23 protein-coding genes are annotated in these 24,172 nt (G+C 68.5%); 17 read left to right on the top strand and 6 right to left on the bottom strand.

The window, feature by feature from the left end:
- From ABE957_RS16815 to ABE957_RS16805, 3 genes are all read right to left on the bottom strand, one after another.
- On the bottom strand, positions 1–219 hold a 219-nt coding region (locus tag ABE957_RS16815), incomplete at its 3' end, for a helix-turn-helix domain-containing protein (protein ID WP_349759817.1).
- Positions 220–308: 89 nt separating this feature from the next.
- The gene (locus ABE957_RS16810; RefSeq protein ID WP_432765428.1) at positions 309–3,149 is read right to left on the bottom strand and encodes an insulinase family protein; all 2,841 of its coding nucleotides are present in this window, start codon (positions 3,147–3,149) and stop codon (positions 309–311) included.
- Positions 3,146–3,832 carry an SOS response-associated peptidase gene (locus ABE957_RS16805; protein ID WP_349759815.1) on the bottom strand — a complete coding sequence of 229 codons (687 nt, stop codon included), beginning with the start codon at positions 3,830–3,832 and terminating at the stop codon, positions 3,146–3,148. The genes ABE957_RS16810 and ABE957_RS16805 overlap by 4 nt, the downstream gene beginning before the upstream one ends.
- 187 nt (positions 3,833–4,019) lie before the next feature.
- Here ABE957_RS16805 and ABE957_RS16800 point away from each other — a divergent pair, with 187 nt between their 5' ends.
- Complete coding sequence (locus ABE957_RS16800) at positions 4,020–4,637, top strand: TetR/AcrR family transcriptional regulator (RefSeq protein ID WP_349759814.1); 618 nt, start codon at positions 4,020–4,022, stop codon at positions 4,635–4,637.
- Positions 4,637–5,347 carry a lysophospholipid acyltransferase family protein gene (locus ABE957_RS16795; protein WP_349759813.1) on the top strand — a complete coding sequence of 237 codons (711 nt, stop codon included), beginning with the start codon at positions 4,637–4,639 and terminating at the stop codon, positions 5,345–5,347. Before ABE957_RS16800 ends, ABE957_RS16795 begins: the two co-directional genes overlap by 1 nt.
- Before the next feature lie 37 nt (positions 5,348–5,384).
- Here the strand turns inward: ABE957_RS16795 and ABE957_RS16790 are convergent, their stop codons facing one another.
- Together ABE957_RS16790 and ABE957_RS16785 are read right to left on the bottom strand one after the other, a co-directional pair.
- On the bottom strand, positions 5,385–6,668 hold the full coding sequence (locus tag ABE957_RS16790) for an HlyC/CorC family transporter (RefSeq protein ID WP_349759812.1): 1,284 nt from the start codon (positions 6,666–6,668) through the stop codon (positions 5,385–5,387).
- A gap of 77 nt (positions 6,669–6,745) precedes the next feature.
- The gene (locus ABE957_RS16785; RefSeq protein WP_349759811.1) at positions 6,746–7,546 is read right to left on the bottom strand and encodes a cytochrome C assembly family protein; all 801 of its coding nucleotides are present in this window, start codon (positions 7,544–7,546) and stop codon (positions 6,746–6,748) included.
- 225 nt (positions 7,547–7,771) lie between these two features.
- Here ABE957_RS16785 and ffh point away from each other — a divergent pair, with 225 nt between their 5' ends.
- The 11 genes from ffh to ABE957_RS16730 all read left to right on the top strand — a co-directional run bounded on the left by ffh (position 7,772) and on the right by ABE957_RS16730 (position 18,742).
- Positions 7,772–9,190 carry a signal recognition particle protein gene (gene ffh / locus ABE957_RS16780; protein WP_349759810.1) on the top strand — a complete coding sequence of 473 codons (1,419 nt, stop codon included), beginning with the start codon at positions 7,772–7,774 and terminating at the stop codon, positions 9,188–9,190.
- 228 nt (positions 9,191–9,418) lie between these two features.
- Positions 9,419–9,667 carry a 30S ribosomal protein S16 gene (rpsP, locus tag ABE957_RS16775; protein WP_071944078.1) on the top strand — a complete coding sequence of 83 codons (249 nt, stop codon included), beginning with the start codon at positions 9,419–9,421 and terminating at the stop codon, positions 9,665–9,667.
- A 40-nt stretch (positions 9,668–9,707) separates the two neighbouring features.
- Entirely contained in the window at positions 9,708–10,256 is a 549-nt protein-coding gene (gene rimM / locus ABE957_RS16770; protein WP_349759809.1) for a ribosome maturation factor RimM, read from the top strand.
- A 26-nt stretch (positions 10,257–10,282) separates the two neighbouring features.
- Positions 10,283–11,044, top strand: a complete 762-nt coding sequence (gene trmD / locus ABE957_RS16765) for a tRNA (guanosine(37)-N1)-methyltransferase TrmD (RefSeq protein ID WP_349759820.1) — start codon at positions 10,283–10,285, stop codon at positions 11,042–11,044.
- A 156-nt stretch (positions 11,045–11,200) separates the two neighbouring features.
- Positions 11,201–11,557: a 50S ribosomal protein L19 gene (gene rplS, locus ABE957_RS16760; RefSeq protein WP_108447385.1), complete on the top strand. Its 357-nt coding sequence runs from the start codon at positions 11,201–11,203 to the stop codon at positions 11,555–11,557.
- A 118-nt stretch (positions 11,558–11,675) separates the two neighbouring features.
- Complete coding sequence (gene xerD / locus ABE957_RS16755) at positions 11,676–12,578, top strand: site-specific tyrosine recombinase XerD (RefSeq protein WP_349759808.1); 903 nt, start codon at positions 11,676–11,678, stop codon at positions 12,576–12,578.
- 3 nt (positions 12,579–12,581) lie between these two features.
- Positions 12,582–13,322 carry a DsbC family protein gene (locus tag ABE957_RS16750; RefSeq protein WP_349759807.1) on the top strand — a complete coding sequence of 247 codons (741 nt, stop codon included), beginning with the start codon at positions 12,582–12,584 and terminating at the stop codon, positions 13,320–13,322.
- Positions 13,323–13,418: 96 nt separating this feature from the next.
- Complete coding sequence (locus tag ABE957_RS16745; protein WP_349759806.1) at positions 13,419–14,735, top strand: homoserine dehydrogenase; 1,317 nt, start codon at positions 13,419–13,421, stop codon at positions 14,733–14,735.
- Between the two features lie 3 nt (positions 14,736–14,738).
- Positions 14,739–16,127: a threonine synthase gene (gene thrC / locus ABE957_RS16740; RefSeq protein WP_349759805.1), complete on the top strand. Its 1,389-nt coding sequence runs from the start codon at positions 14,739–14,741 to the stop codon at positions 16,125–16,127.
- Positions 16,128–16,307: 180 nt separating this feature from the next.
- The gene (locus ABE957_RS16735) at positions 16,308–18,110 is read left to right on the top strand and encodes a single-stranded-DNA-specific exonuclease RecJ (protein WP_349759804.1); all 1,803 of its coding nucleotides are present in this window, start codon (positions 16,308–16,310) and stop codon (positions 18,108–18,110) included.
- A 14-nt stretch (positions 18,111–18,124) separates the two neighbouring features.
- Positions 18,125–18,742 carry a YitT family protein gene (locus tag ABE957_RS16730; RefSeq protein ID WP_349759803.1) on the top strand — a complete coding sequence of 206 codons (618 nt, stop codon included), beginning with the start codon at positions 18,125–18,127 and terminating at the stop codon, positions 18,740–18,742.
- A 12-nt stretch (positions 18,743–18,754) separates the two neighbouring features.
- Here ABE957_RS16730 and ABE957_RS16725 read toward each other — a convergent pair whose 3' ends face one another.
- Positions 18,755–19,174, bottom strand: coding sequence for a VOC family protein (locus tag ABE957_RS16725; RefSeq protein WP_349759802.1), 420 nt, complete (start codon positions 19,172–19,174; stop codon positions 18,755–18,757).
- Positions 19,175–19,506: 332 nt separating this feature from the next.
- On the opposite strand from ABE957_RS16725, the gene ABE957_RS16720 reads away from it, so the two are divergent.
- Genes ABE957_RS16720 through torD form a run of 4 tightly spaced genes read left to right on the top strand, consistent with a single transcriptional unit; the run spans position 19,507 to position 24,111 of the window.
- On the top strand, positions 19,507–19,689 hold the full coding sequence (locus ABE957_RS16720; RefSeq protein WP_349759801.1) for a periplasmic nitrate reductase, NapE protein: 183 nt from the start codon (positions 19,507–19,509) through the stop codon (positions 19,687–19,689).
- Between the two features lie 30 nt (positions 19,690–19,719).
- On the top strand, positions 19,720–20,904 hold the full coding sequence (torC, locus tag ABE957_RS16715; RefSeq protein WP_349759800.1) for a pentaheme c-type cytochrome TorC: 1,185 nt from the start codon (positions 19,720–19,722) through the stop codon (positions 20,902–20,904).
- 19 nt (positions 20,905–20,923) lie between these two features.
- Complete coding sequence (gene torA, locus ABE957_RS16710; RefSeq protein ID WP_349759799.1) at positions 20,924–23,431, top strand: trimethylamine-N-oxide reductase TorA; 2,508 nt, start codon at positions 20,924–20,926, stop codon at positions 23,429–23,431.
- Positions 23,428–24,111, top strand: a complete 684-nt coding sequence (gene torD / locus ABE957_RS16705; protein WP_349759798.1) for a molecular chaperone TorD — start codon at positions 23,428–23,430, stop codon at positions 24,109–24,111. Before torA ends, torD begins: the two co-directional genes overlap by 4 nt.
- Positions 24,112–24,172: the final 61 nt, after the last annotated feature.

The following is a 24,172-nucleotide window of genomic DNA, read 5'->3' as shown; positions in this document are numbered from 1 at the left end:
CCACATCCTTTCCAGCACCTCGCGCTTGAACGCTGGGCTGTAGTGACGGCGTGTCTGGCGCAATCCTGCAGGACCATGCTGCCGGTACTGCTCCACCCATCGCCTAACCATGGAATAGTCCAGACTAAAGTGGTGGGCGACCACTTCTAGGCCGGCATCCCCATCCAGGTATTGCTGCACCACTTGCAACTTAAACTGGTCGCTGTACTGGTTCCTCATAGAAACACCCCGAAGGTTGGATTGGGTGTCCAACTTTCGGGGGGCAGTTCAATGGCCGGGCGCTGTCGTCTCGGGGGCCGTGCCCCGGGTCAGTCGTCGTCCTCGGGCAGTGGCGCCAGGTGCCGGCTCAGGGCCAGCACGTCGCTGGGCTCATCGCCCGGATCGAAGCTGACTCGCGCCACGGCGCTGTCGCCAAGCGCCGGCCAGGCCGTGCGCAGTTCGTCGGCCGTCACCGTCAGGACTCGCTCGGCCAGGCGCCGGTGGCGGTCGAAGTCGGTGTCATCGTTGGCCAGCGCGCGCCATAGGCGATTGGTGCGCCCGGAGAGGCTGGTATCGCGCTGCATCAGGGCGTCGTGCACCGCCTGCCGATAGGGCGCCAGCTCGTCATCGTCGAGCGCCCCGAGGCGCTGGGCGAAGTCGTCCAGGAAGGTGTCGATATGGCCCTGGATCGCCTCGCTGTCGGTATCGGGGGACTGCACCAGCAAGCTGATGCCGGGAGCATCGAGCATGGGGGAGTAGCCGGCATTGACCACGTAGCCCAGCTGCTGCTCGGTGCGCAGGCGCTGGTAGAACGGGGTCTCCAGCAGCTGGCCGAGCACCGCCAGGCGGGCCTGGCTCTGCAGCGAGCGATCCGGCCCCTGCAGGTAGCGCAGCACCAGCGAATCCTCTCGGGTGGTGGTCGGGATGAGCTCGGGGAGATCCTCCGCCTGCAGCGGGGTGAGGTCGGGAATGGCCTCGGTGGTCAGGGTCGGTGCGAGCGCCTCGGCCACCTGCCGGGCCTCGCGGCCGGCAAGCTCGCTCGTCAGGTTGCCCACCGCCATCGCCTCCAGGTGCAGCTCGGCGAGAAAGCGCTCGCGGAAGTCGCGCAGATCGGCGGCCTTAAGGTCGCGGCTCGCCTGCAGCAGCGCCTCGGTGGGCCACTGCGGGCGCACCAGCGCCTCGGACAGGGTGCGGTGAGCCTGGCGGTAGAGCGCATCCTGCGGGGCGTTGCGCCACTCGCGCTGGAGACGATAGCGCACTCGCTCGAAGGTCGCTTCGTCGATCGTCGCGTCCTCGAGCTGGCGGACGACCCGTGCGATCAGGCGGTCCTGGCGATCCCGCCAGCCGGAGAACGACAGGGTGATGCCGCGGGCGTGGGCGTAGGCCTCGAAGCGGTGGCCGGCCAGGCGTGCCGGATAGAGCGTCTCGTTGAGGCTGTCGACGAGCCAGCCGGCGAGCAGCCGGGAGAGCGCCGCCTCGCGGGCCTCGCGGCTTGCCGCGGGGTGCTGGAGGCTGAAGCGCCACTCCACCTGGGGGGTGTCGAAGGTGGCGTCCGCCATGTGCCAGAAGTCGAAACCCGCCTCGTCGATGGCCAGACTCGGCACCTCGTCCTGGTCCTCGATCAGCGCGAGGTCGGCGGCGATATAGGGGTTGGGCTCGGGCAGGGCGATGCCGGGCAATGGCTCGCCCGAGTCGTCCATGGCGACCTCGCGCCAGGGGGTGTCGAACCAGGGCGAGACGGCGTCGCCCTCGACCTCCGGGCCGCTGTAGAGGCGCAGCAGCCGGTCGGGGCGCAGGCCGTCGAGCCACTGCGCGATCAGCTCGCGATCGAAGCCGTCGTAGCGGTAGGGCGCGACGTTGACGTCCTCCAGCGGGTAGCGCGAGAGGTTCATGGCCAGGCGGATGGCGTCGCCCTGGGGCGCGCCGTGCTGCTGGAAGCGAAACTGCTGGTCGGCCAGGCGCGCCTGCTCCTCATAGCGCCACGCCTCGAGGCCGTCTTCGCGGATGCCCTCGATGGCGGCGAACAGGCTCGCCTGGACGCTGGGCAGCGCCTCGGCACCCTCCGGGGTCAGGCTGATGTCCACGGCGAACAGCGCATGGCGGCCATCGCCCCGGGTCACCCCGGCGGAGAGGCCGTCGGCCCAGCCCGCTCCACGCAGCGCCGCGAGCAGGCTGCCCTCTCCCTCATGGCCGAGCAGGTGAGCCAGGTAGTCGGCTGGCTTGTGACGATAGGCGGTTTCGGGGTCGGGCACCGGAAACAGGAAGCTGACTCGCTGGCTGTCGCGTTCCGACTGGAGCTGCACGGCTTGCGGCAGGTTCTGCGCCTCGACCAGCGGGGCCTCGATGCTCGGCCGGGCGAGGTCGCGGTCGGGCACGCCGGCGAAGCGCTCGGTGACCATGGCCTCGAGCTCGTCGAGGGGCTGGGGCGCGACCACCGCCAGGTGCATGACGTTGGCGTCGTAGTGCGCCTCGTAGAAATCGATCACGCGCTCGCGCAGGCTCGGCTCCCCCGCCGGCCGGTCGGCCAGGGTCTCGCGGCTGCCCACCGAGAAGCCCGTGGTGGGGTGCGCGGGGTTGAGCAGCTGGTCGAGCACGTCCTGGGCGCGGCGGCCGTCGTCGTGCAGGCGAGCCTGATATTCGGAGTGCACCACGTTGCGCTCGCTCTCCAGGCGCTCGGCATTGAACAGCGGCGCCACGAAGAAGCGGCTGAAGCGATCCAGGGCGCCGGCCAGGGCGCCGGGCTCGATATCGAAGAAGTAGTTGGTGTCGTGGGGCGCGGTGAAGGCGTTGTGGCTGCCGCCGTGGCGGGTCAGGTAACCCTGGTAGGCCTCGGGCTCGGGATAGTCGTCGGTGCCGAGGAACAGCATGTGCTCGAGGAAGTGGGCGAGGCCGGCGAGATCCTCGGGGTCCTGGGCGCTGCCCACGTCGACGTTCAGCGAGGCGGCGGCCTTGTCGGCCTCCGGGTCGTTGACCAGCAGCACGCTCAGCCCGTTGTCGAGGGTCAGGGCGCGGTAGTTGCGGTCGTCGTGGGGGCTGACCTTGGGCGAAACACTGGCGTGAACGGCGTCGGCGCGGGCGGTCAGGCCCGTCAGCAGGGTCGCGGCAACGGCCAGCCAGGCGATATGACGGCCCGGGTGGCGGCAAGAAGCAGGCAAGGCGTGGATCATCATCGCTCCTGTGGGACGGGATGGCGCAGCATGGGGCCGGTGGGGTGGGCGCAGGTCGGCTCCTGGCAGGCGGGGTCGTTGACCTTTCTTGATACCGCAAAAGCGCCCAGAAGTTCCCCAGGGGCGGGTCCGAGCAGGGCCTGGGCCTCCTCCGGCGACGTCTGTGGATCGAGCCAGCGCGCGGCCCGGTCGGGCGCGATCACCGCCGGCAAGCGGTCGGTGATCGGTGCCAGCAGGGCGTTGGTCGGCACCGTGATCAGTGCCATGGAGTCGTGGTGCTGGCTGAGGCTGGTGTGAAAGCGACACCAGATCCCGGCCAGCAGCAAGGGGCCGCGGTCGACGCGGGTAATCAGGAAGGGCTGCTTGAAGCGCGGCTGGGGCTTCCAGGCATAGACGCCGGTGACCGGCACCAGGCAGCGCCGGGCGCCGAAGGCCTCGCGAAACATGGGGCGCGTCTGCAGCGCCTCGGCCCGGGCGCAGTGGGGCGCATGGTCGAGCACCTTGAGCCAGGGGGGCGTCAGCCCCCAGAAGGCCGTCGCCAGCCGTGGCCGCCCGGCGTCCAGGCGGATCATCGACAGGGGGCGGCGTGGCGCCAGGTTGGGGCCGGTGATCAGGGCGGTTTCGGCGACCAGATCGGGCAGCAGGCGCTCGAGGTCGAGCGGGGCGATGTGCAGTCGGCCGGCCATGGGGACTCCGAGTGGATGGAGCGTCAGGGTAACCAAGTCCATCGGCGGAGAAAAGCCGCGAACGCGGCGCGATCCGGCCGCGGCTTGCATCGTGAATGGACGCGGATATCCTGTCGAAAACAGTGTTCGATGAGAGTATCCTTGTCGTCCGACGCGCGCTGCGCGCCACCACTCCGCGAGGATCCCGATGGCTCGTCCCAGACAGCATGCCCCCGAGGCGCTCCATGCCCACGTCATGGACGCCTGCGATGCCTGGCTAAAGCAGCATCCGGTCCACACGCTGTCGCTGCGGGCGCTCGCGCGCGAGGTCGGCTGTGCGCCCAGCACGCTGCTCAAGCTCTATGGCAGCTTCAGCAACCTGCTGCAGCACGTCAACGTCGAGACCCTGGCCCGGCTGCGCGAGGTGATCGAGCCGCTGCTCGCCGATGCCGTGCCCGAGCAGCGCCTCAAGGCCCTGGCGCGGGCCTACTGGCAGTTCGCCCGCCAGGATCCCCATCGCTGGCAGCTGCTCTTCGACTACCCACTGGCCCAGGAGGGCGAGCTGGATCAACGTCAGAACGCGATGATCGAGGGGCTGTTCCTGCGCGTGGAGGCGACCCTCAAGGAGTACCAGCCGTCGCTGGATGACCTGGAGGCCTGGCGGCTGAGTCGAACGCTGTGGGGCAGCGTGCACGGCCTGGTCCAGCTGGGCCTCAACGAGCGCCTCGGCTACTGGCAAGGCGAACCGCTGGAGGTGGGCGAGCTGCTCGACCAGCTGCTCTCGACCATCTTGGCCGGCCTCAGGCGCGCGCCAGGCGCACCGTGATGTCGCCGCTGCTGTGGGGGGCGACGGGGCTGGTGATGGCCGCGGGCGGCTGGCGGCTGGCCAGTGCTCCGCGACCCTTCCTGCGGCGTACGCTCTTCCTGCTGCTCCACCTGGCCTACCGGCTTCGCTTTCGCGGTCGCGGGCGCATTCCCGCGAGCGGTCCCGCCATCGTCGTCTGCAACCACGTCAGCTTCATGGACGCCCTGGTGGTAGGCGTGGCCAGTCCCCGGCCGCTGCGCTTCCTGATGGACAAGCCGATCTTCGATTCGCCCTGGCTCAACTGGCTGTTTCGCCGGGTGGGGGCCATTCCCGTGGACGCCGATCGGCGTGATCCGGGCAGCGTGCGCCAGGCGCTGGCCGAGGTCAGTCGGGCGCTGCGTCAGGGCGAGGTGGTGATGGTGTTTCCCGAGGGGCGCCTGACCCCGGACGGGGAGATACAGCCCTTTCGCCGTGGCCTCGAGCTGATCCTTGCTCGCGATGCGGTGCCGGTGATCCCCGCCGGGCTGGCCGGCCTGTGGGGCTCCTGGACCTCGCACCAGGGGGGCAGGGCGCTGACTCGGCCGCCACGGCGCGTTCGCGCCCGGGTGGCGCTCTACTTCGGCGAGGCCATGCCGCCCGGCGAGGCGAGCCGACAGCGCGTCGCCGAGCGGGTGCACGCCCTCAAGGCCGAGGCCGACGGCTGGGCCGAGCCCGGTGCGGGCCGCGACTAGGCTGCACGGGTCTTATCTTGGAGCTGGATGACGGGCCTCAAGCGACCCGCGCGGCGCGGCGTACCGGCTGCCAGCAGCGGGCGGCGGTGATCAGGTTGTCGCGCACCTCGAGGATCTCCATGTGCACGTTGCCGATCTGCAGGCAGACCGGACCGTCGGGGAAGGACTCCAGGTGCTCGAGGATCACGCCGTTAAGGGTCTTGGGACCGTCGGTCGGCAGCTGCCAGCCCAGCGCCTTGTTGATGTCGCGGATGTTGGCGGTGCCGTCGATCAGGTGGCTGCCGTCCTCCTGCGGGTGGATCTCCTGGTCGAGGCCCGCCACGTCGGTGGTGAACTCGCCGACGATCTCCTCGAGGATGTCCTCCAGGGTCACCAGGCCCTCCACGTCGCCGTACTCGTCCACCACGATGCCGATGCGCCGCTTCTGCTTCTGGAAGTTGAGCAGCTGGGTATGCAGTGGGGTGGACTCGGGAATGAAGTAGGGTTCCCGCGCCTCCTGGACGATGGCCGCCTTGGACACGTCGCCGCGGGAGAGGAAGCGCGCCGCGTTGCGCAGGTGGAGCATGCCGATGATGTTGTTGATGTCACCCTTGTAGACCGGTACCCGGGTGTGCTGGCTGGTGCGGATCTGGGCCAGGATATCTTCCAGGTCGTCGTCCAGGTCGAGGCCCATCACCTCGTGGCGCGGCACCATGATGTCGTTCACGGTGACGTTCTCCAGGTCGAGGATCGACAGCAGCATCGACTGGTGGCGGCGAGGGATCAGCGTGCCGGCCTCGTGCACCACGGTGCGCAGCTCGTCGCGGGTCAGGTGGTCGGCGCCGCCGTCGATGCTCTTCACGCCCATCAGGCGCAGCAGGCCGTTGGAAATCGCATTGACCAGCCAGACCAGCGGGTAGAGCAGCTTGAGCAGCGGCTCCAGGGCCAGCGAGGCGGGGTAGGCAATGCGCTCGGGCTTGATCGCCGCGTAGGTCTTGGGCGTGACCTCGGCGAAGATCAGGATGGTGATGGTCAGCAGCGCGGTGGCAACGGCCGGGCCGGTCACCTCGCCGAAGAAGTGGATGGCGATGATGGTGGCGATGGAGGCCGCGAGGTTGTTGACGAAGTTGTTGCCGATCAGGATCACGCCGATCAGCCGATCCGGCCGCGCGAGCAGGCGCATGACCCGCTGGGCACGCGTATCGCCGCTGCTCGCCTGATGGCTCAGGCGGTAGCGGTTGATCGACATCATTCCGGTCTCGGAACTGGAGAAGAAGGCGGACAGGCAGACGAGCAGGAACAGCAGGCCGAACAGCAGTCCCAGCGGGAAGTCGTCACTCAATGTCGAAGGATCCTCAAAGGCGTATCAGGCTCGAGTTGTAGGGGGTCGGTCGGCGGGTGTCAAGGCGGGTGCCGGTCTCAGCCGCGGTCGAGCACGATCTCCAGCACGAACTTGCTGCCGAAGTAGGCCAGCAGCAGCACCAGGCAGCCGCCCAGCGTCCAGCGCACCGCGCGCATGCCGCGCCAGCCCAGCCGGTGGTGGCTGAACAGCAGGGTGGCGAAGATCACCCAGGCGGCCAGCGAGAGGATCGACTTATGGGCCAGGTGCTGGGCGAACATGTCGTCGACGAACAGGAAGCCGCTGACGATCGACAGGGTCAGCAGGATCATGCCGGCCCAGATCATCTCGAAGAGGATCCGCTCCATGGTGGTCAGCGGGGGCAGCGACTGGACGACGCCGCGGATGTGGTGGTGGCGCAGCGCCTGGTTCTGGATGCCCAGCAGCACCGCCTGAACGGCGGCGATCGCCAGCAGGGCGAAGGCCAGGGCGCTGCTCAACGCGTGCAGAGCGATGCCCGGCGTCATGCCGGTGGCGCGCTCCGGGCTCGGCAGTCCGGCCGCCAGCAGCAGGCTCAGGCCGGCCAGCGGCAGCAGTCCGGTAGCGATGTTGAGCACCGGCTTGAAGAGGCTGACCAGCAGCAGCACCAGCACGGCGAGCGCGCCGACCAGCACCGCGCTGGTCGAGAGGCCGGGCAGCAGGGAGTCGCCCCGGGCCAGCAGCGTGGCGGCCAGCGGCAGGTGGCAGAGCAGTCCGAACAGGGCCAGGGCGCGCACCAGCATGTCGCGCGGTGGTACACGCCGGGCCAGGGCGAGGCCCTGCCAAGAGGCGGCCCCCAGATAGAAGAGGAAGGCCATGACGGCAAGTGATAGCGGCTGCATCGATCGCTGTCCGTGCGCCTTCGCCAGCGCCTGAGCTTATGAAATGGTGTTGCTACTATACCGAATCCCCGCGGCGGCGCACAGCACGGCGGCGCCCCTTGGGGGCAGCGAATGCCGGTCATGCATGGAGACTGCCGGCCAGGGCGCGTATAATTTTCGACCATTGCAGGGAGCCCCGGCCGATGCCGGAGCGGTTTCCCCGGCCATCGTGATTGGAGAGGCCCCATGTTCCAGAATCTCAGCGAGCGTCTGTCCCAGACGCTCAAGTCCATCAAGGGTCAGGCCCGCCTGACCGAGGACAACGTCAAGGACACCCTGCGCGAGGTGCGTCGAGCCCTGCTCGAGGCGGACGTCGCGCTGCCGGTGGTCAAGGAGTTCATCGACCGGGTGCGCGAGCGCGCCGTGGGTCAGGAAGTCTCCCAGAGCCTTTCCCCGGGACAGCAGTTCGTCAAGATCGTCCAGCAGGAGCTCGAGGCGATCATGGGCGAGGCCAACGAGGGGCTGACCCTCAAGGGCTCGCCGGCCGTGGTGCTGATGGCCGGCCTGCAGGGCGCGGGCAAGACCACCTCGGTGGCCAAGCTGGCGCGCTACCTGCGCGAGCGCGAGAAGAAGAAGGTGCTCGTCGTCTCGGCCGACGTCTATCGTCCGGCGGCCATCGATCAGCTCGAGACCCTGGCCCGCGAGGTCGAGGTCGACTTCTTCCCGTCGCGCAGCGATCAGCAGCCGGTGGCCATCGCCGAGGCGGCGATCAAGCACGCCAAGATCCAGTTCCACGACGTGGTGCTGGTCGATACCGCCGGTCGCCTGGCCATCGACGAGGCGATGATGGCCGAGATCCAGGCGCTGCATAAGGCAGTGGTGCCCGACGAGACGCTGTTCGTCGTCGATGCCATGACCGGCCAGGACGCTGCCAACACCGCCAAGGCCTTCCATGAGGCGCTGCCGCTGACCGGGGTGATCCTCACCAAGGCCGACGGCGATGCCCGCGGCGGCGCGGCGCTCTCGGTGCGCCACGTCACCGGGAAGCCGATCAAGTTCATGGGCGTGGGCGAGAAGGTCGACGCCCTCGAGCCCTTCCATCCGGACCGGGTGGCCTCGCGCATCCTCGGCATGGGCGACATGCTCTCGCTGATCGAGGAGGCCGAGCGCACCGTCGACAAGAAGAAGGCCGACCAGCTCGCCAAGAAGGTCAAGAAGGGCCAGGGGTTCGACCTCGAGGACTTCCGCGACCAGCTCCAGCAGCTCAAGAAGATGGGCGGCATGGGCGGCCTGATGGGCAAGCTGCCGGGCATGGGGCAGATGGCCGAGATGGCCCAGGGCCCCGGTCCGGAGAAGGAGATGGGCAAGCTCGAGGCCTTGATCAACTCCATGACGCCCCAGGAACGTCGCAAGCCCGAGATCATCAACGGCTCGCGCAAGCGTCGCATCGCCGCCGGTGCCGGCCTGCAGGTGCCCGACCTCAATCGCCTGCTCAAGCAGCACAAGCAGATGCAGAAGATGATGAAGAAGGCGGGCCAGAAGGGCGGTATGCAGAAGATGATGCGCGGCATGTCCGGCATGATGGGCGGCGGCGGCCCGGGCGGGCCCGGCGGCATGGGTGGCATGGGTGGCATGGGTGGTCCCGGCGGGATGCCCAGGCGCTGAGCCGGCGCATGGCGCGGCGTCGAGCGCAAAAAGGTTTCCAAGTCGAGCGGTTTTCCGTAGAATATCGCGTCTTCACAGGCAGGACCGCGATCGACGCGGTCATCGTCGTGACCGAATGACCCGAAGCCGGGCCGTCGGCCCGCTTCCCGGAGCAGATTGTCGAGGGTCAGCAGGGTATCGGCACCTCGGCCGAAACATCCGTAACTTCAACCGAAGGATAATCAACGCATGGTTACCATTCGTCTGGCACGTGGTGGCGCCAAGAAGCGTCCCTTCTACCACCTCACCGTGACCGATTCTCGCAAGTCCCGTGACGGTCGCTTCATCGAGCGCCTCGGCTTCTTCAACCCGGTGGCCCGTGGTCAGGAAGAGCGTCTGCGCGTCGACCTGGAGCGCATCACCCACTGGCAGAGCCAGGGTGCCCAGCTCTCCGACCGCGTCGCCGAGCTGGTCAAGGAAGCCCGCAAGCAGGCCTGATAGGTCTGACTTGTCTGCTGCAACGGTCCAGGGGTCGTCGATGAGCGAACATGCGCAAGCGCAGCCAGCCGACGATCACGTGGTGCTGGGCAAGCTGACCAGCCCCTACGGCGTCAAGGGCTGGCTGAAGGTGTACTCGTACACCAGTCCCATGGAGGGCATCCTCGACTACGAGGCCTGGGTGCTGCGCCAAGGAAGTCGCCTGACCCGCGCGCGCCTGCTGCAGGGGCGTCGCCAGGGCAAGGGCCTGGTGGCGAGGCTCGAGGGTGTCGACAGCCGCGAGGCGGCCGAGGCCCTGGCGGGTGCCGAGATTCTGCTGCCCAAGGCCGAACTGCCCGAGCTCGCCGGCGATGATTACTACTGGTATCAGCTCGAGGGGCTCGCCGTGGTGACCCGCGAGGGTCTGGCACTGGGGCGCATCGATCACCTTTTCGAGACCGGCGCCAACGACGTCATGGTCGTGAAGGGCGAGACCGACGAGCGCATCGAGGCTCGCGAACGACTGCTGCCCTTCCTGCCCGGCGATGTCGTGCTGGAGGTCGACCTCGAGGGCGGCGTGATGACCGTCGACTGGGATCCGGAATTTTGAGTTCCGATGCGATCCCGGCGCCGGCCATGTGGATCGGCGTGGTGTCGCTGTTCCCCGAGATGTTCGAGGCGATCACTCGCCACGGCGTCACGGGCAGGGCGGTGGAGAAGGGGCGCATTGCGCTCGAGTTCTGGAATCCCCGGGACTACGCCACCGACCGGCATCGCACCGTGGACGACCGCCCCTACGGCGGCGGCCCGGGGATGTTGATGAAGGTCGATACCCTGCGGGCGGCCATTCACGCCTCCCGCGAGCGTGCCGAGGCCGCCACCGGTCAGCGCGCCAGGGTCATCTACCTGTCCCCTCAGGGGCGGCGGCTGGATCAGCAGGGCGTGCAGGAACTGGCCTCGGGCCCACCCCTGGTGGTGGTGGCCGGGCGCTACGAAGGCATCGATGAGCGGGTGGTGGAAGCCGACATCGATGAGGAGTGGTCGATCGGTGACTATGTGCTCAGCGGCGGTGAGCTGCCGGCCATGGTACTGATCGATGCCGCAGCGAGGCTGGTGCCCGGAGTGCTGGGTCATCAGGATTCCGCGGTCGAGGACTCCTTCAACGACGGGCTGCTGGACTGCCCGCACTATACGCGCCCCGAGGATGTCGACGGGCGGCGAGTGCCGGAGGTCCTGCTCAGCGGCCACCATGGCGCCATCCGGCGCTGGCGGCTGAAGCAGTCATTGGGGCGGACCTGGCTCAGGCGTCCCGACCTGCTGGAAGGCAGGGCGTTGAGCGACGAGCAGCGTGTGCTGCTCGAGGAGTTCATCGAGGACTACGCGCTGGCCACGAAGTAGGTCAGGGCGGAGGTGCAGGGCGCGTCCCCAGGACGACGGACCTGTGTCACCAACAGCATTCCCGCGCTCTCGAGCTCGTCTCGGGCGCCGGGATCACGACACGCCGGCGACGAACCGCATCCGGCGCGTCACGAGATTTTTTGAGGAGTTGTTGTCATGAGTAGCAAGAACAAGGTGATCCAGGCGCTCGAGACCGAGCAGATGAGCAAGGAAGTCCCGGCCTTCGCCCCCGGCGATACCGTGATCGTCCAGGTCAAGGTCAAGGAAGGCACCCGCGAGCGTCTCCAGGCCTTCGAAGGCGTGGTCATCGGCAAGCGTAACCGCGGCCTGAACTCCGCCTTCACCGTGCGCAAGATCTCCCACGGTGTCGGCGTCGAGCGTACCTTCCAGACCTACAGCCCGCTGGTCGATTCCATCGAGGTCAAGCGTCGCGGTGACGTGCGCCAGGCCAAGCTGTACTACCTCCGCGAGCGCAGCGGCAAGTCTGCCCGCATCAAGGAAAAGCTGGCCTGAGGCGAAAGCCTCTGCCCGCGCGTGGCGTCGGGGCCAAGGCCCCGTCCCCACTTCCGGAACCCCGTCACCGCTGCCGCGGGGCGGGGTTTCGTTCTGATTGGGCCCGTTCGGGAGTCGTATGGGAACCACCACGCAGGCCGCTGCGCTGATCGATGCCTTCCTCGACGGCCTGTGGCTGGAGCAGGGCGCCAGTGACAACACGCTGAGTGCCTATCGCCACGACCTGACCCGCTGGCAGGCTCGCCTGGCAGAGGCCGACGAGCCGCTGCTGTCGCCGACGAGCGCAGCGCTGCCGGCCTGGCTCGACGAGCGTCGGGAGGGGGGCTATAGCCTGCGCAGCAACGCCCGGCTGCTGTCGAGCCTGCGGCGCTTCTACCGTTGGGCGCTGGGTGAGGGGCTGGTCGATCACGATCCGCTGGTCGACGTGCGCCTGCCCCGGGTGCGTCCCGCCCTTCCCGACACCCTGGAGGAGGACGAGGTGGAGCGCCTGCTCGCGGCGCCGGACCTCGCCACCGATCTCGGCGTGCGCGACCGGGCCATGCTGGAGGTGCTCTACGGCGCCGGGCTGCGGGTCACCGAGCTGGTGGGGCTGACCACCGATGCGGTCAACCTGCGCCAGGGCGTGGTCCGGGTGCGCGGCAAGGGCGACAAGGATCGCCTGGTGCCGCTGGGCGAGGAGGCCGTGAGCTGGCTCGAGCGCTACCTGCGTACCGCCCGCGCCGCGCTGATGGCCGACATCACCCGGCCGGCCCTGTTTCCCGGGCGCAACGACCGCTGCCTGACCCGCCAGGCCTTCTGGTACCGCATCAAGGCCCATGCGCGGGTCGCCGGGATCGATCGGCCGCTGTCGCCGCACACCCTGCGCCATGCCTTCGCCACCCATCTGTTGAATCATGGCGCCAATCTGCGTGTCGTACAGCTGCTGCTCGGTCACAGCGATCTCTCGACCACGCAGATCTATACCCATGTGGCGCAGGTGCGACTGGAAGACCTGCATGCCCACCATCATCCTCGAGGCTGAACCATGAGATTATCGACCCTTACCGTCGGCGGGGGCCTGCTGGCCGCGTCCCTGGCCCTGCTGCCCGTTGCCCAGGCCGACCCGGCCCGGCAGCTGGCCGAGACCCTGACGGTCAACGGCCAGTCCATGCCGGTGGAGCGCGTGCGCGAGACGCCGCTGGAGGGCTTCTATGAAGTGACGCTGGAGAGCGGCGAGACCTTCTACAGCAACGCCGAGGGCAGCCACTTCCTGGTTGGCGACCTCTACGAGAACGCCGAGCACGGCCTGGTCAACCTCACCGAACAGCGCCGCAATGCCGAGCGCAGCGCGCGTCTCGCCGCGGTGCCGGAGAGCGAGCGAGTGATCTACCGCGGCACCGGCGAGAGTCGCGCCGAGCTGGTGGTCTTCACCGACACCACCTGCCCCTACTGCCGCCAGCTCCACGAGGAGGTGCCGCGGCTCAACGAGATGGGCATCGAGGTCCACTACCTGGCCTTCCCGCGCAGCGGGCTGGGCTCGCCGGGCGGACGCCAGCTGCAGCAGGTGTGGTGCGCCGACAACCCAACCGAGGCGATGTCGGCGGCCAAGCGCGAAGAAGCGCTGAGCGGCGCTGCGGACTGCGACAATCCGGTCGAGGAACAGTATCATCTGGGCATGCAGCTCGGCGTGCAGGGCACGCCGGCGATTGTGCTGCCCGACGGCCGCCTGGTGCCCGGCTATGTGCCGGCGGAGCGTCTGGCCGCCATGCTCGGCCTGAGCGAATGATGGCCGAATGATGACCGACGCCGACGAGCGTCGGCACGAGGGGCCCAGGCGGGCCCCCTACACGCTGAGACACACGCCAGAACAAGGGGAAAGACATTGAAACCGGTGAGAGTGGGAATCTGTGGCCTGGGGACCGTCGGTGGCGGAACCTTCAACGTGCTGACACGCAATGCCGACGACATCGCCCGGCGGGCGGGGCGTCCGATCGTCATCGAGCAGGTCGCCTTCCGCAGCCTCAATCCCGAGTGTGACACCACCGGCATCAAGACCACCGCCGACGTCTTCGAGGTGGCCACCAATCCCGAGGTCGACGTGCTGGTCGAGCTGATCGGCGGCTACGACGTGGCCCGCGAACTGGTGCTGACCGCCATCGAGCACGGCAAGCACGTGGTCACCGCCAACAAGGCGCTGATCGCGGTGCACGGCAACGAGATCTTCAAGGCCGCCCACGAGAGGGGCGTGATCGTCGCCTTCGAGGCCGCTGTCGCCGGCGGCATCCCGGTGATCAAGTCGTTGCGCGAGGGCCTCGGCGCCAACCGCATCGAGTGGGTCGCCGGCATCATCAACGGCACCGGCAACTACATCCTCACCCACATGCGCGACGAGGGCCGTGCCTTCGAGGACGTGCTGGCCGAGGCCCAGGCGCTGGGGTATGCCGAGTCCGATCCGACCTTCGACGTCGAGGGCATCGACGCCGCGCACAAGCTGACCATCCTCGCCTCCATCGCCTACGGCGTGCCGCTGCAGTTCGAGAAGGCCTACACCGAGGGCATCTCGCGAATCACCGCCGAGGACGTGGAGCAGGCCGACAACCTGGGCTACATCATCAAGCACCTGGGGATTTCCAAGCGCACCGAGTCCGGGCTCGAGCTGCGCGTGCACCCGACCCTGATTCCCAAGGAGCGGCTGCTGGCCAACGTCCACGGCGTCAAGAACGCCATCGCCGTGATGGGCGACGCCGTGGGCCCGACCCTCTACTACGGCGCCGGCGCCGGCGCCGAGCCCACCGCGTCGGCGGTGGTCGCCGACCTGCTGGACGTGGCCCGCGACATCGCCACCGATCACCACTACCGCGTGCCCTACCTGGCCTTCAGCGGCATCGACGAGGATGTCAGCCAGCTGCCGATCATGCCCATGGAGGACATCACCACCGCCTACTACCTGCGTCTGCTGGCGGTGGATCGCCCCGGCGTGCTGGCGCGGGTGGCGACCATCCTCTCCGAGCAGGGCATCTCCATCGAGGCGCTGATCCAGAAGGAGGCCACCGAAGGCGAGCTGGTGCCGATCATCCTGCTGACCCACCGTACCCGCGAGAAGCAGATGAACGAGGCCATTCGCCTGATCGAATCGCTGGCCGATGTCGCCGGCCCGCTGACGCGGATCCGCGTCGAGTCGCTGGACGAGCAGGAGTAAGGCATGCGCTACATCAGCACTCGCGGGCAGGCGCCCGCGCTCTCCTTCGAGGAAGTCGTGCTCACCGGCATGGCCAGCGACGGCGGGCTTTACGTGCCCGAGACGATCCCCGCCCTCGGCCATGACGAGCTGGCCGCCATGGCCGGGCTCTCCTACGCCGAGATCGCCTTCCGGGTCATGCAGCCCTACGTCAACGGCGAGATCGACGACGACACCTTCCGCGGCATCGTCGAGGAGGCCTACGCGACCTTCAGCCACGACGCCGTGGTGCCGCTCAACCAGCTCGACGCCAACCACTTTCTGCTCGAGCTGTTCCACGGCCCGACGCTGGCCTTCAAGGACGTGGCGCTGCAGCTGCTCGGCCGCATCCTCGATCACTTCCTGCAGAAGCGCGGCGAGCGGGCGGTGATCATGGGGGCGACCTCCGGCGACACCGGCTCCGCCGCCATCGAGGGTTGCCGCCACTGCGACAACCTCGACATCTTCATCCTCCACCCCCACAACCGGGTCTCGGAGGTGCAGCGCCGCCAGATGACCACGGTGCTGGCCGACAACGTCTTCAACGTCGCCATCGAGGGCAACTTCGACGACGCCCAGGCGATGGTCAAGGCGAGCTTCGCCGATCAGGGCTTCCTCGACGGCACCCGGCTGGTGGCGGTGAACTCGATCAACTGGGCGCGCATCATGGCCCAGGTCGTCTACTATGTGGCCTCCGCCGTGGCGCTGGGCGCCCCGCATCGCGCGGTCAGCTTCTGCGTGCCCTCGGCGAACTTCGGCAACGTCTTCGCCGGCTACATCGCCAAGCGCATGGGGCTGCCGGTGGAGCAGTTCATCATCGCCACCAACGCCAACGACATCCTGCACCGGACGCTGGCCGCCAACGACTTCTCCAAGCAGGAGCTCAAGGCCACCCTGGCGCCGTCCATGGACATCGTGGTGTCGTCCAACTTCGAGCGGCTGCTGTTCGAGGCCTACGGCCGCGACGGCGATGCGGTGAGGGCCCTGCTCGAGCGCTTCCAGCACGAGCCCACGGCGCTCGCCGATGCGCCGCTGGCCCGGCTTCGCGAGAGCTTCGCCAGCCACAGCGTCGACGACGCTACCATCCTCGAGGTGATCCGCGAGGCGCACCATCGCACCCAGGAGATCCTCGACCCGCACACCGCCACCGGCTACCGGGCGGCCGAGCGGGCGCGCGCCGATGCGACGACCCCGGTGATCACCCTGGCCACGGCCCACCCGGCCAAGTTCGCCGAGGCGGTGGTCAAGGCCGGCTTCCCGGGCGTGCCGCTGCCGCCGCACATGGACGACCTGCTGGAGCGCGAGGAGCGCTACACCGTACTGCCCGCGGAGCTCTCCGCGGTGCAGGCGTTCGTGGCCGAGAATCGTCGCTAGCCCTTCCGTCGGGGCTGATCCGGCGACAGGCCGTCGAGGAGGCGCTGTAAACCCCTCCCTGGGCGCTACCGATGCCATCCTTGGCATCGGACCTCCTCTTCGGCCTGTCCCCGGCGCCCCTCCTAGGGCACCGCGATCCTGTATCGCTGTGCCGGTGTGAGCGAACCACAGGAGCCAGGCTTGGACGCCGTGACCGATCCCCACGACCTGAATGAACGCCTCCAGCCGCGCATCGAGCCGCGCCCCCGGGACGAGGCGCTCTATGCCCGTGCTCGCGAAGAGGGGCTCTCCGAGCTTCAGGCCCGGGTGCTGGCCGGGCGACTGGCCGGTTACCAGGGGGAGCTTGGCCCGCTGGTCTCGCCGAGCCTGCGCCACCTGGCGCACCCCGAGAGGCTCGCCGATGCCCGTCGCGCGGCCGAGCGCATCGCCCAGGCGGTGGTCGATGGCGAGCATATCGGCATCCTCACCGACTACGACGTGGACGGCATCACCTCCCACGTGGTGATCCGGCGCACCCTGGTTGAGCTCTTCGGGGTGCCGGAGGCGAAGCTGCACAGCCTGATCGGCCATCGCATCCACGACGGCTACGGCATCAGCCTGCCGCTGGTGGAGCGTACGCTTGCGCTCTCGCCGCGGCCGAGCCTGGTGATCACCGCCGACTGCGGCAGCTCTGATGAGCCGCGTATCGCGCGGCTCAAGGCCGCCGGCGTCGAGGTGGTGGTCAGCGATCACCACGCCCTGCCGCTGGAGGGGCCGCCGGCCTCGGCCTACGCCACCGTGAACCCGACCCGCGATGATTGCGACTACCCGGATCCGACCATCGCCGGCTGCATGGTGGCGTGGCTCGTCATGTCGCTGGCCCGGCGGGTGCTGGTCGAGTGGGGCGTGCTGGCGCCGGCTACCCCCAAGCTCTCGCCCTGGCTCTCCTATGTGGCGCTGGGCACCGTGGCCGACTGCGTGTCGCTGGGCGGCAGCGCCGCCAATCGCGCCGTGGTCCATCACGGCCTGACCCTGATCAACCGCATGGAGGCGGCCTGCTGGCGCGCCATGGCGGCGCGGCTGGGGGCCGACAGCGTGCCCTTCGACGCGGAGACCCTGGCCTTCCAGATGGGGCCGCGCATCAATGCCCGCTCGCGGCTCGACGACCCCTACGCGGCGCTTCACTTCATGCTCGCCGCAAACGAGGCGGTGGCCCATCGCCACCTCGAGACGCTCGACCAGGACAACCAGTCCCGCAAGGCGATCGAGGCGGAGATGGCCCAGCAGGCCAGGGCGCTGGCGCTGCCGGCGCTGACCGCCGATGAGCCCGCCATCGTGATCTACCTGGAGGAGGGCCATCCCGGGGTGCAGGGCATCGTCGCATCAAGGCTAGTGCAGGCCTTCGGCCGGCCGGCCCTGGTGCTGACGCCGGCGGCGGCACCCGGCATGCTGACCGGCTCCGGGCGCTCCATCGAGGGCCTGCACCTGCGCGAGGCCCTGCAGCGCACCTTCGAGCTGGCGCCCGAGGCGCTGCCGCGCTTCGGCGGCCACCGCGGCGCCGCGGGGGTCGGGGTGCCGGCCGAGCGGCTGACGGAGTTCCGCGCCGCCTTCCTCACCGCCGTGGGCGAGCAGCTGGGCGATGTCGAGCTGCGCCCGCGCATCCTCACCGATGGCGAGCTCTTGCCCCACCAGCTCTGCCTCGCCACCCTGGACGAACTCGAGCGGCTCGCGCCCTTCGGCCGCGAGTTCGATGCCCCGCTCTTCGAGGGAGAGTTCCTGGTCGAGTCGCTGCGCCCGGTGGGCGCCGACGGCAGCCACCTGATGCTCGAGCTCTCGGCCGGCGCCACGAGCCTCAAGGCGATCTGGTTTCGCGCCCTCACGCCCGGCGAGGTGCCGGCCTTCGGCGTCGGCACCACGCTGCACTGCGCCTTCAAGCTCAACCGCAACCGCTGGCGGGGACGCGAGTCGCTGCAGCTGATGATCGAGCACGCCGAGCCGCGTTAGGTAAGGAAGCAGACATGGATCCCAAGGAACTGCCCACCGACCCCCATCGCCTCCACGAGGACGTGATGGCGATGCTGGTCGGCACGCTCTTCGTCGCGCTCGGCGTGAGCTTCTATACCCAGGCGATGCTGCTCACCGGCAGCACCGCGGGCCTGGCCTTCCTGCTGCAGTACGCCACCGGCTGGCGCTTCGGGGTCGGCTTCTTCCTGATCAACCTGCCGTTCTACTGGCTGGCGATCCGGCGCATGGGCTGGAGCTTCACCCTGCGCACCTTCGTGGCCATCGCCCTGGTCTCGATGTTCTCGGAGCTCACCGCCGGCTGGGTGCGCTTCGAGCGGCTGCAGCCGCTCTACGCGGCGCTGATGGGCGGCAGCCTGATCGGCATCGGCATGCTGGTGCTCTTTCGTCACCGTACGAGCCTGGGGGGCATCAACATCCTCTCGCTCTACCTGCAGGATCGCTACGGCTGGCGGGCGGGCTACGTGCAGCTGGGCATCGACGGGCTGATCATGCTGATCGCGCTGTCGATGCTGCCGCTGGAGCGGGTCGGGCTCTCGGTGCTGGGCGCCGTGGCGCTCAACCTGATCATCGCCCTGAACCACAAGCCCGGGCGCTACATGGGGGTCAGCTGACCCCATAGAGGCTCAGTAGGTCGGCCAGACCCCGGGCGTGGCGAGCTCCAGCAGATGATCGTCGGGGTCGCGAAAGTAGACGCTCTCGCCCCCGCGTGGCCAGTGGGTGCGCCCCTCGATCGCGACGTCGTGCTGCGCGAGCCGCGCCTCCCAGGCGCCGAGCTCCCGGGCGGCGATGGCGAAGGCCATGTGCACCCGACCGTCGCCGTCGTGGGGCGGGATGGTGCCCATGCCGTCGGGCAGCACCACCGTCTCCCGGGTCTCGCCGTGCCGAAACAGCAGCAGCACGGTGCCGCCTCCGGCGTCGTAGGCGGTGAAGCGGTGGTCGGCGTTGAAGGGCGAGAGCCCCATCACCTCCTCGAAGAAGGCCCGGGCGCGGGCCATGTCCGCCACGTAGAGCGCGGTTTCCAGCACACCGTCGAGTCTGGGCATGAGCGCCTCCGCGTAGATCCTCCCTCCAGCCTAGCACTCCTCGGCGCCCCTTCTCCGTCCCTTCTCTTGTGCTGCCCCGGCTCACTCCGCCACACGACTCCACTTTGCCAGGCGCCCGCCGTTAACACTTCTGCGGTCCGATCAGCATATGAATCAGTGCTCACATGTCTGCGGCTTGACCTGGGTCATGGGGGGCAAATGTGGGGCGACTAAAGTGTTAAGACGCGATTAAGGCGGCGGTCCAGGCGCCGCGCCGGCGCCCATCGGGCCACGCCGGCGGATGACCGGGACGCGGATGCCACGGGCAAGACGAGACCTTCAAGGGGGACGACATGGGTGAGGCCAACGATCAGGGCGAGGCCCGTTCCATTGGCAAGCGGCGCGAGTGGCTTGCCTTCCTGTTTGTGACGGCGGTGGTGGTGCCATTCCTGACCATTGCGGCGGTGGTCGGCTATGGCTTCGTGGTGTGGATGTTGCAGGTCTTCGTGCTGGGCCCGCCCGGGCACGGCGGTTAACCCTCACGAACCAGTCGAGCGAGAAGAGACATGAAGATCCTAGCGGCGCTGTGGAATACCCTGAAACGTCCCCCCGTGCACATCAGCCTGGGGGTCATCATCATCGTCAGTTTCCTCGGAGGCATCATCTTCTGGGGCGGTTTCAACACCGCGATGGAGGTGACCAACACCGAGAAGTTCTGCGTCAGCTGTCACGAGATGGAGAATAACGTCTATCAGGAGCTGCAGCAGACAGTGCACTGGTCCAATCGCTCCGGCGTTCGCGCGATCTGCTCGGACTGCCACGTCCCCCACAACTGGACCGACAAGATCGCGCGCAAGATGCAGGCCAGCAAGGAGGTGTGGGGCGCTATCTTCGGCACCATCGACACCCCCGAGAAGTTCGAGGCCAAGCGCCTCGAGCTGGCGCAGCACGAGTGGTCCCGCTTCAAGGCCAACGGCTCCCAGGAGTGCCGCAACTGCCATGACTACGACAGCATGGACTGGAACGCGATGAGCGATGAGGCACGGCGCTTCATGGAGCCCGCCGCGGAGCGCAGCCAGAGCTGCGTGGACTGCCACAAGGGCATCGCCCACCAGCTGCCCCAGCAGATGGGCAGCGTCGATCCCCTGCTCGCCGGCCTGGTCCGCGAGGCCACCTCGGTCCGCCTGGACGAGGGCGAGACCTACTACAGCGCCAAGTCCGTGGATCTCTATACCGACGCCGAGCGCACCGAGCAGGCGGGCGTGCTGCAGGTGGCGACCGAGGTCAAGGTGCTGGAGACCCGGGACGACAGCGTGAAGCTGGCGATCGCCGCCTGGCGCAAGGAGAAGGGCTTCGGGCGCGTGCTGTATGAGGACTTCGGCCAGAACATCAGCAGCGCCGTGCTCGACAAGGACATCGCCCAGGACGGTGCGATGATCGAGACTCACCAGAGCGATGTCGTCGACGAGCTGACCGGCCTGCCCTGGGGCCAGGTGTCGGTGACGCTGTGGGCCGAGAAGGGGGCCTACCTGGGCAAACGCGAGGCGCTCTGGGAGACCGCCGGACAGACCTACCGCGACGCCTGCAGCGTCTGCCATACCGAGCCTGCGCCCGAGCACTTCGATGCCAACACCTGGCCGGCCATGTTCTCGGGAATGGTGGGATTCACCAACATGAGTGCGCCCACCCAGGAACTGGTGCTCAAGTACCTGCAGATGCACTCCTCCGACTTCGTCGACGCTGCCCACTGAGTCCGCCCAAGGAGCTCTCATGACTATTAGCCGCAGAAGTTTCCTCAAGGGGGCGATGGCCGGATCCGCCGCCTCGCTGATCGGCCCGGGGCTGCTCGCCTCCTCGGCGTTGGCTGCCGAGGGTGCCGAGGTCGGGTTGGGCGTCTGGAAGACGTCCGGTTCCCACTGGGGCGCGCTGAACGCCCTGGTCAAGGGCGGCAAGGTGGCCGAGATCAAGCCGTTCGGCGCCGATCGGCACCCCACCGAGATGCTCAACGGCATCAAGGGACTGATCTACAACCCCTCGCGCATCCGCTATCCGATGGCCCGCCTGGAGTGGCTCAAGCACCGCCAGGATGCCGACCGCACGACCCGCGGCGACAACCGCTTCGTGCGCCTGACCTGGGACGCCGCCCTCGACCTCTTCCACGAGGAGCTGGAACGCACCCAGACCGACTACGGCCCCTGGGCGCTCTACGCCGGCGCGACCGGCTGGCGCCAGACCGGCCAGGTGCACAGCTGCGGCAACCACATGCAGCGGGCGGTGGCGATGCATGGCCACTTCGTCAAGAAGGTAGGGGACTACTCCACCGGCGCCGGGCAGGTCATCCTCCCCTACGTGCTCGGTTCCACCGAGGTCTATAGCCAGGGCACCTCCTGGCCGCTGATCCTGGAGAACAGCAAGACCGTGGTGCTGTGGGGCAATGACCCCTACAAGAACCTGCAGGTGGGCTGGAACTGCGAGACTCACGAGTCCTACGCCTACCTGGAGCAGCTCAAGGCCAAGGTGGCCGACGGCAGCATCCGGGTGATCAGCGTGGATCCGGTGCGCACCAAGACCCAGAACTACCTGGGCTGCGAGCAGCTCTACCTCAATCCGATGACCGACGTGGCCTTCATGCTGGCCATGGCGTACACCCTTTATAACGAGGAGCTCTACAGCCAGGAGTTCATCGACGCCTACGCCCTGGGGTTCGACGACTTCATCGCCTACGTCCAGGGCGAGGGCGACGACGGCGAGGCCAAGACGCCGGAGTGGGCCGCGCCCATCTGCGGCGTCGACGCCGAGCAGATTCGCGACTTCGCGCGGTTGCTGGCGGCCGATCGCACCCAGCTTCTGTTCGGCTGGGCGATTCAGCGCCAGCAGCACGGCGAGCAGCCCTACTGGATGGGCGCGGTACTGGCCACCATGCTGGGGCAGATCGGCCTGCCCGGCGGTGGCATCAGCTACGGCCACCACTACAGCTCCATCGGCGTGCCCTCCTCGGGGGCCAGCGCGCCGGGCGCCTTTCCGCGCAACGTGGATGCCGGCAAGACGCCCGAGCACGACAACACCGATTTCCAGGGCGCGGCCTCGACCATTCCGGTGGCGCGCTGGATCGACTGCCTGCTCAACCCCGGGGAGACGATCCAGTACAACGGCAGCGAGGTGGTGTTTCCCGACATCCGCATGTGCGTATTCAGCGGCTGTAACCCCTGGCATCACCACCAGGATCACAACCGCATGAAGCAGGCCTTCCGCAAGCTCGAGACCGTTGTCACCATCGACTACGCCTGGAACGCCACCTGCCGTTTCTCGGACCTGGTGCTGCCGGCCTGCACGCAGTTCGAACGCAACGACCTCGACGTCTACGGCTCCTACTCCAACCGCGGCGTGCTGGCCATGCACAAGCTGGTGGACCCGCTGTTCCACTCGCGCAGCGACTTCGACATCTTCACCGACCTGTGCCGGCGCTTCGGGCGCGACGAGGAGTACCGCCAGGAGCTGGACGAGATGGGCTGGGTCAAGAAGCTCTACGACGAGTGTCGCGAGGCGAACACGGCGCTGAGCGCCGCGCCCGGGGGCGATGAGCCGACCTCGTCCATGCCCGACTTCGCGACCTTCTGGAAAGATGGCTACGTCGACTTCGGCCCCGGGGAGAACTGGGTGCGTCACGCGGATTTCCGCCAGGCGCCCGAGGTCAACGCGCTGGGCACGCCCTCCGGCTTCATCGAGATATCCAGCCGCAAGATCGGACGCTACGAGTACGACGATTGCCAGGCGCATCCCCGTTGGATGGAGAAGGCGGAGCGCTCCCACGGCGGTCCCGGCTCCGATCGCTACCCGCTGTGGCTGCAGTCGGTGCACCCCGACAAGCGGCTGCACTCCCAGATGTGCGAATCCGAGGCGCTGCGCGCCACCTACGCGGTGCAGGGGCGTGAGCCGATCTTCATCGGCCCCGAGGACGCCGAGGCGCGCGGGATCCAGGACGGTGATCTGGTGCGCGTCTACAACGATCGCGGCCAGCTGCTGGCGGGCGCGGTGGTGTCCGACGACTTCCCGAGCGGCGTGGTGCGCATCCAGGAGGGTGCCTGGTACGGCCCGGTAGGCCCGGAGATCGGGGCGCTGGATACCTACGGCGATCCCAACACCCTGACCCTCGACGTGGGCACCTCGAAGCTCGCCCAGGCGCCGAGCGCCAACACCTGCGTGGTCGAGATCGAGCGCTTCGAGGGCGAGGCGCCGGCGGTGACCGCCTTCGGTGGACCGATCACGGTGGACGTATGAGCCTGCAAACGACGCCCGCATCCTCGGAGCAAACGGCGGAACCGGCCGACTGGTCGGCCATCTGGGAGTCGGAGAGCCTGCTCTGCCGGTGGCTCGCCACGCTGCTCAGCGCCGAGCTGGATGAGGCGACGCTTGCCCGCTACCGGCGGGGCGAGGCGAGGCCGCTGTTGAACCTGCTGCGCGACGAGCATGGCCTGGCGGACGAGGTGGCGCGGGTCGACCGCGCCCTGTCGACGCTGGTGATGTTCACCACGCCGCAGCTGGAGCTCGCCGCCGATTTCGCCGAGCTGTTCCTGGCCGATGCGCGCAGCGGCGCGCCGCCCTATGCCTCGCTGTATGCCGAGGAGACGGGGCGCTTTCACGGGGCCCCGGCCGAGCGCATGGAGGCGCGCCTCGCCGAGGCGGGCTATGCGATCCCCCGCGAGGTGGGCGAGCCTGCCGACCACCTGGCGATCATGCTCGACTACCTGGCCCGCCGGCTCATGACGCTGGCCGAGGCGGAGGGCGATAAGCGCGAGGCGCTGAGCACCGATACTCGGACCTTCCTGGAACGTGAGCTCTGCCCCTGGCTGCCGCGCCTCGTCGCGCGCAGCGCCACGCCGACCACGGCCAGCGACTTCTACCCAGCCGTGCTGGCGCTGACGGCCGCCTACCTCGAGACCCTGCGCGAGGCGCTCTAGCCTCGAACATCACGCGCCATGTCGGCGACCGGGGCCCTGTGTCCCGGTCGCCGTTTTTTGA

The organism is Halomonas pelophila (assembly GCF_040196315.1).
GTDB lineage: Bacteria > Pseudomonadota > Gammaproteobacteria > Pseudomonadales > Halomonadaceae > Halomonas > Halomonas pelophila.
This window is presented reverse-complemented; position numbering and strand designations above follow the sequence as displayed.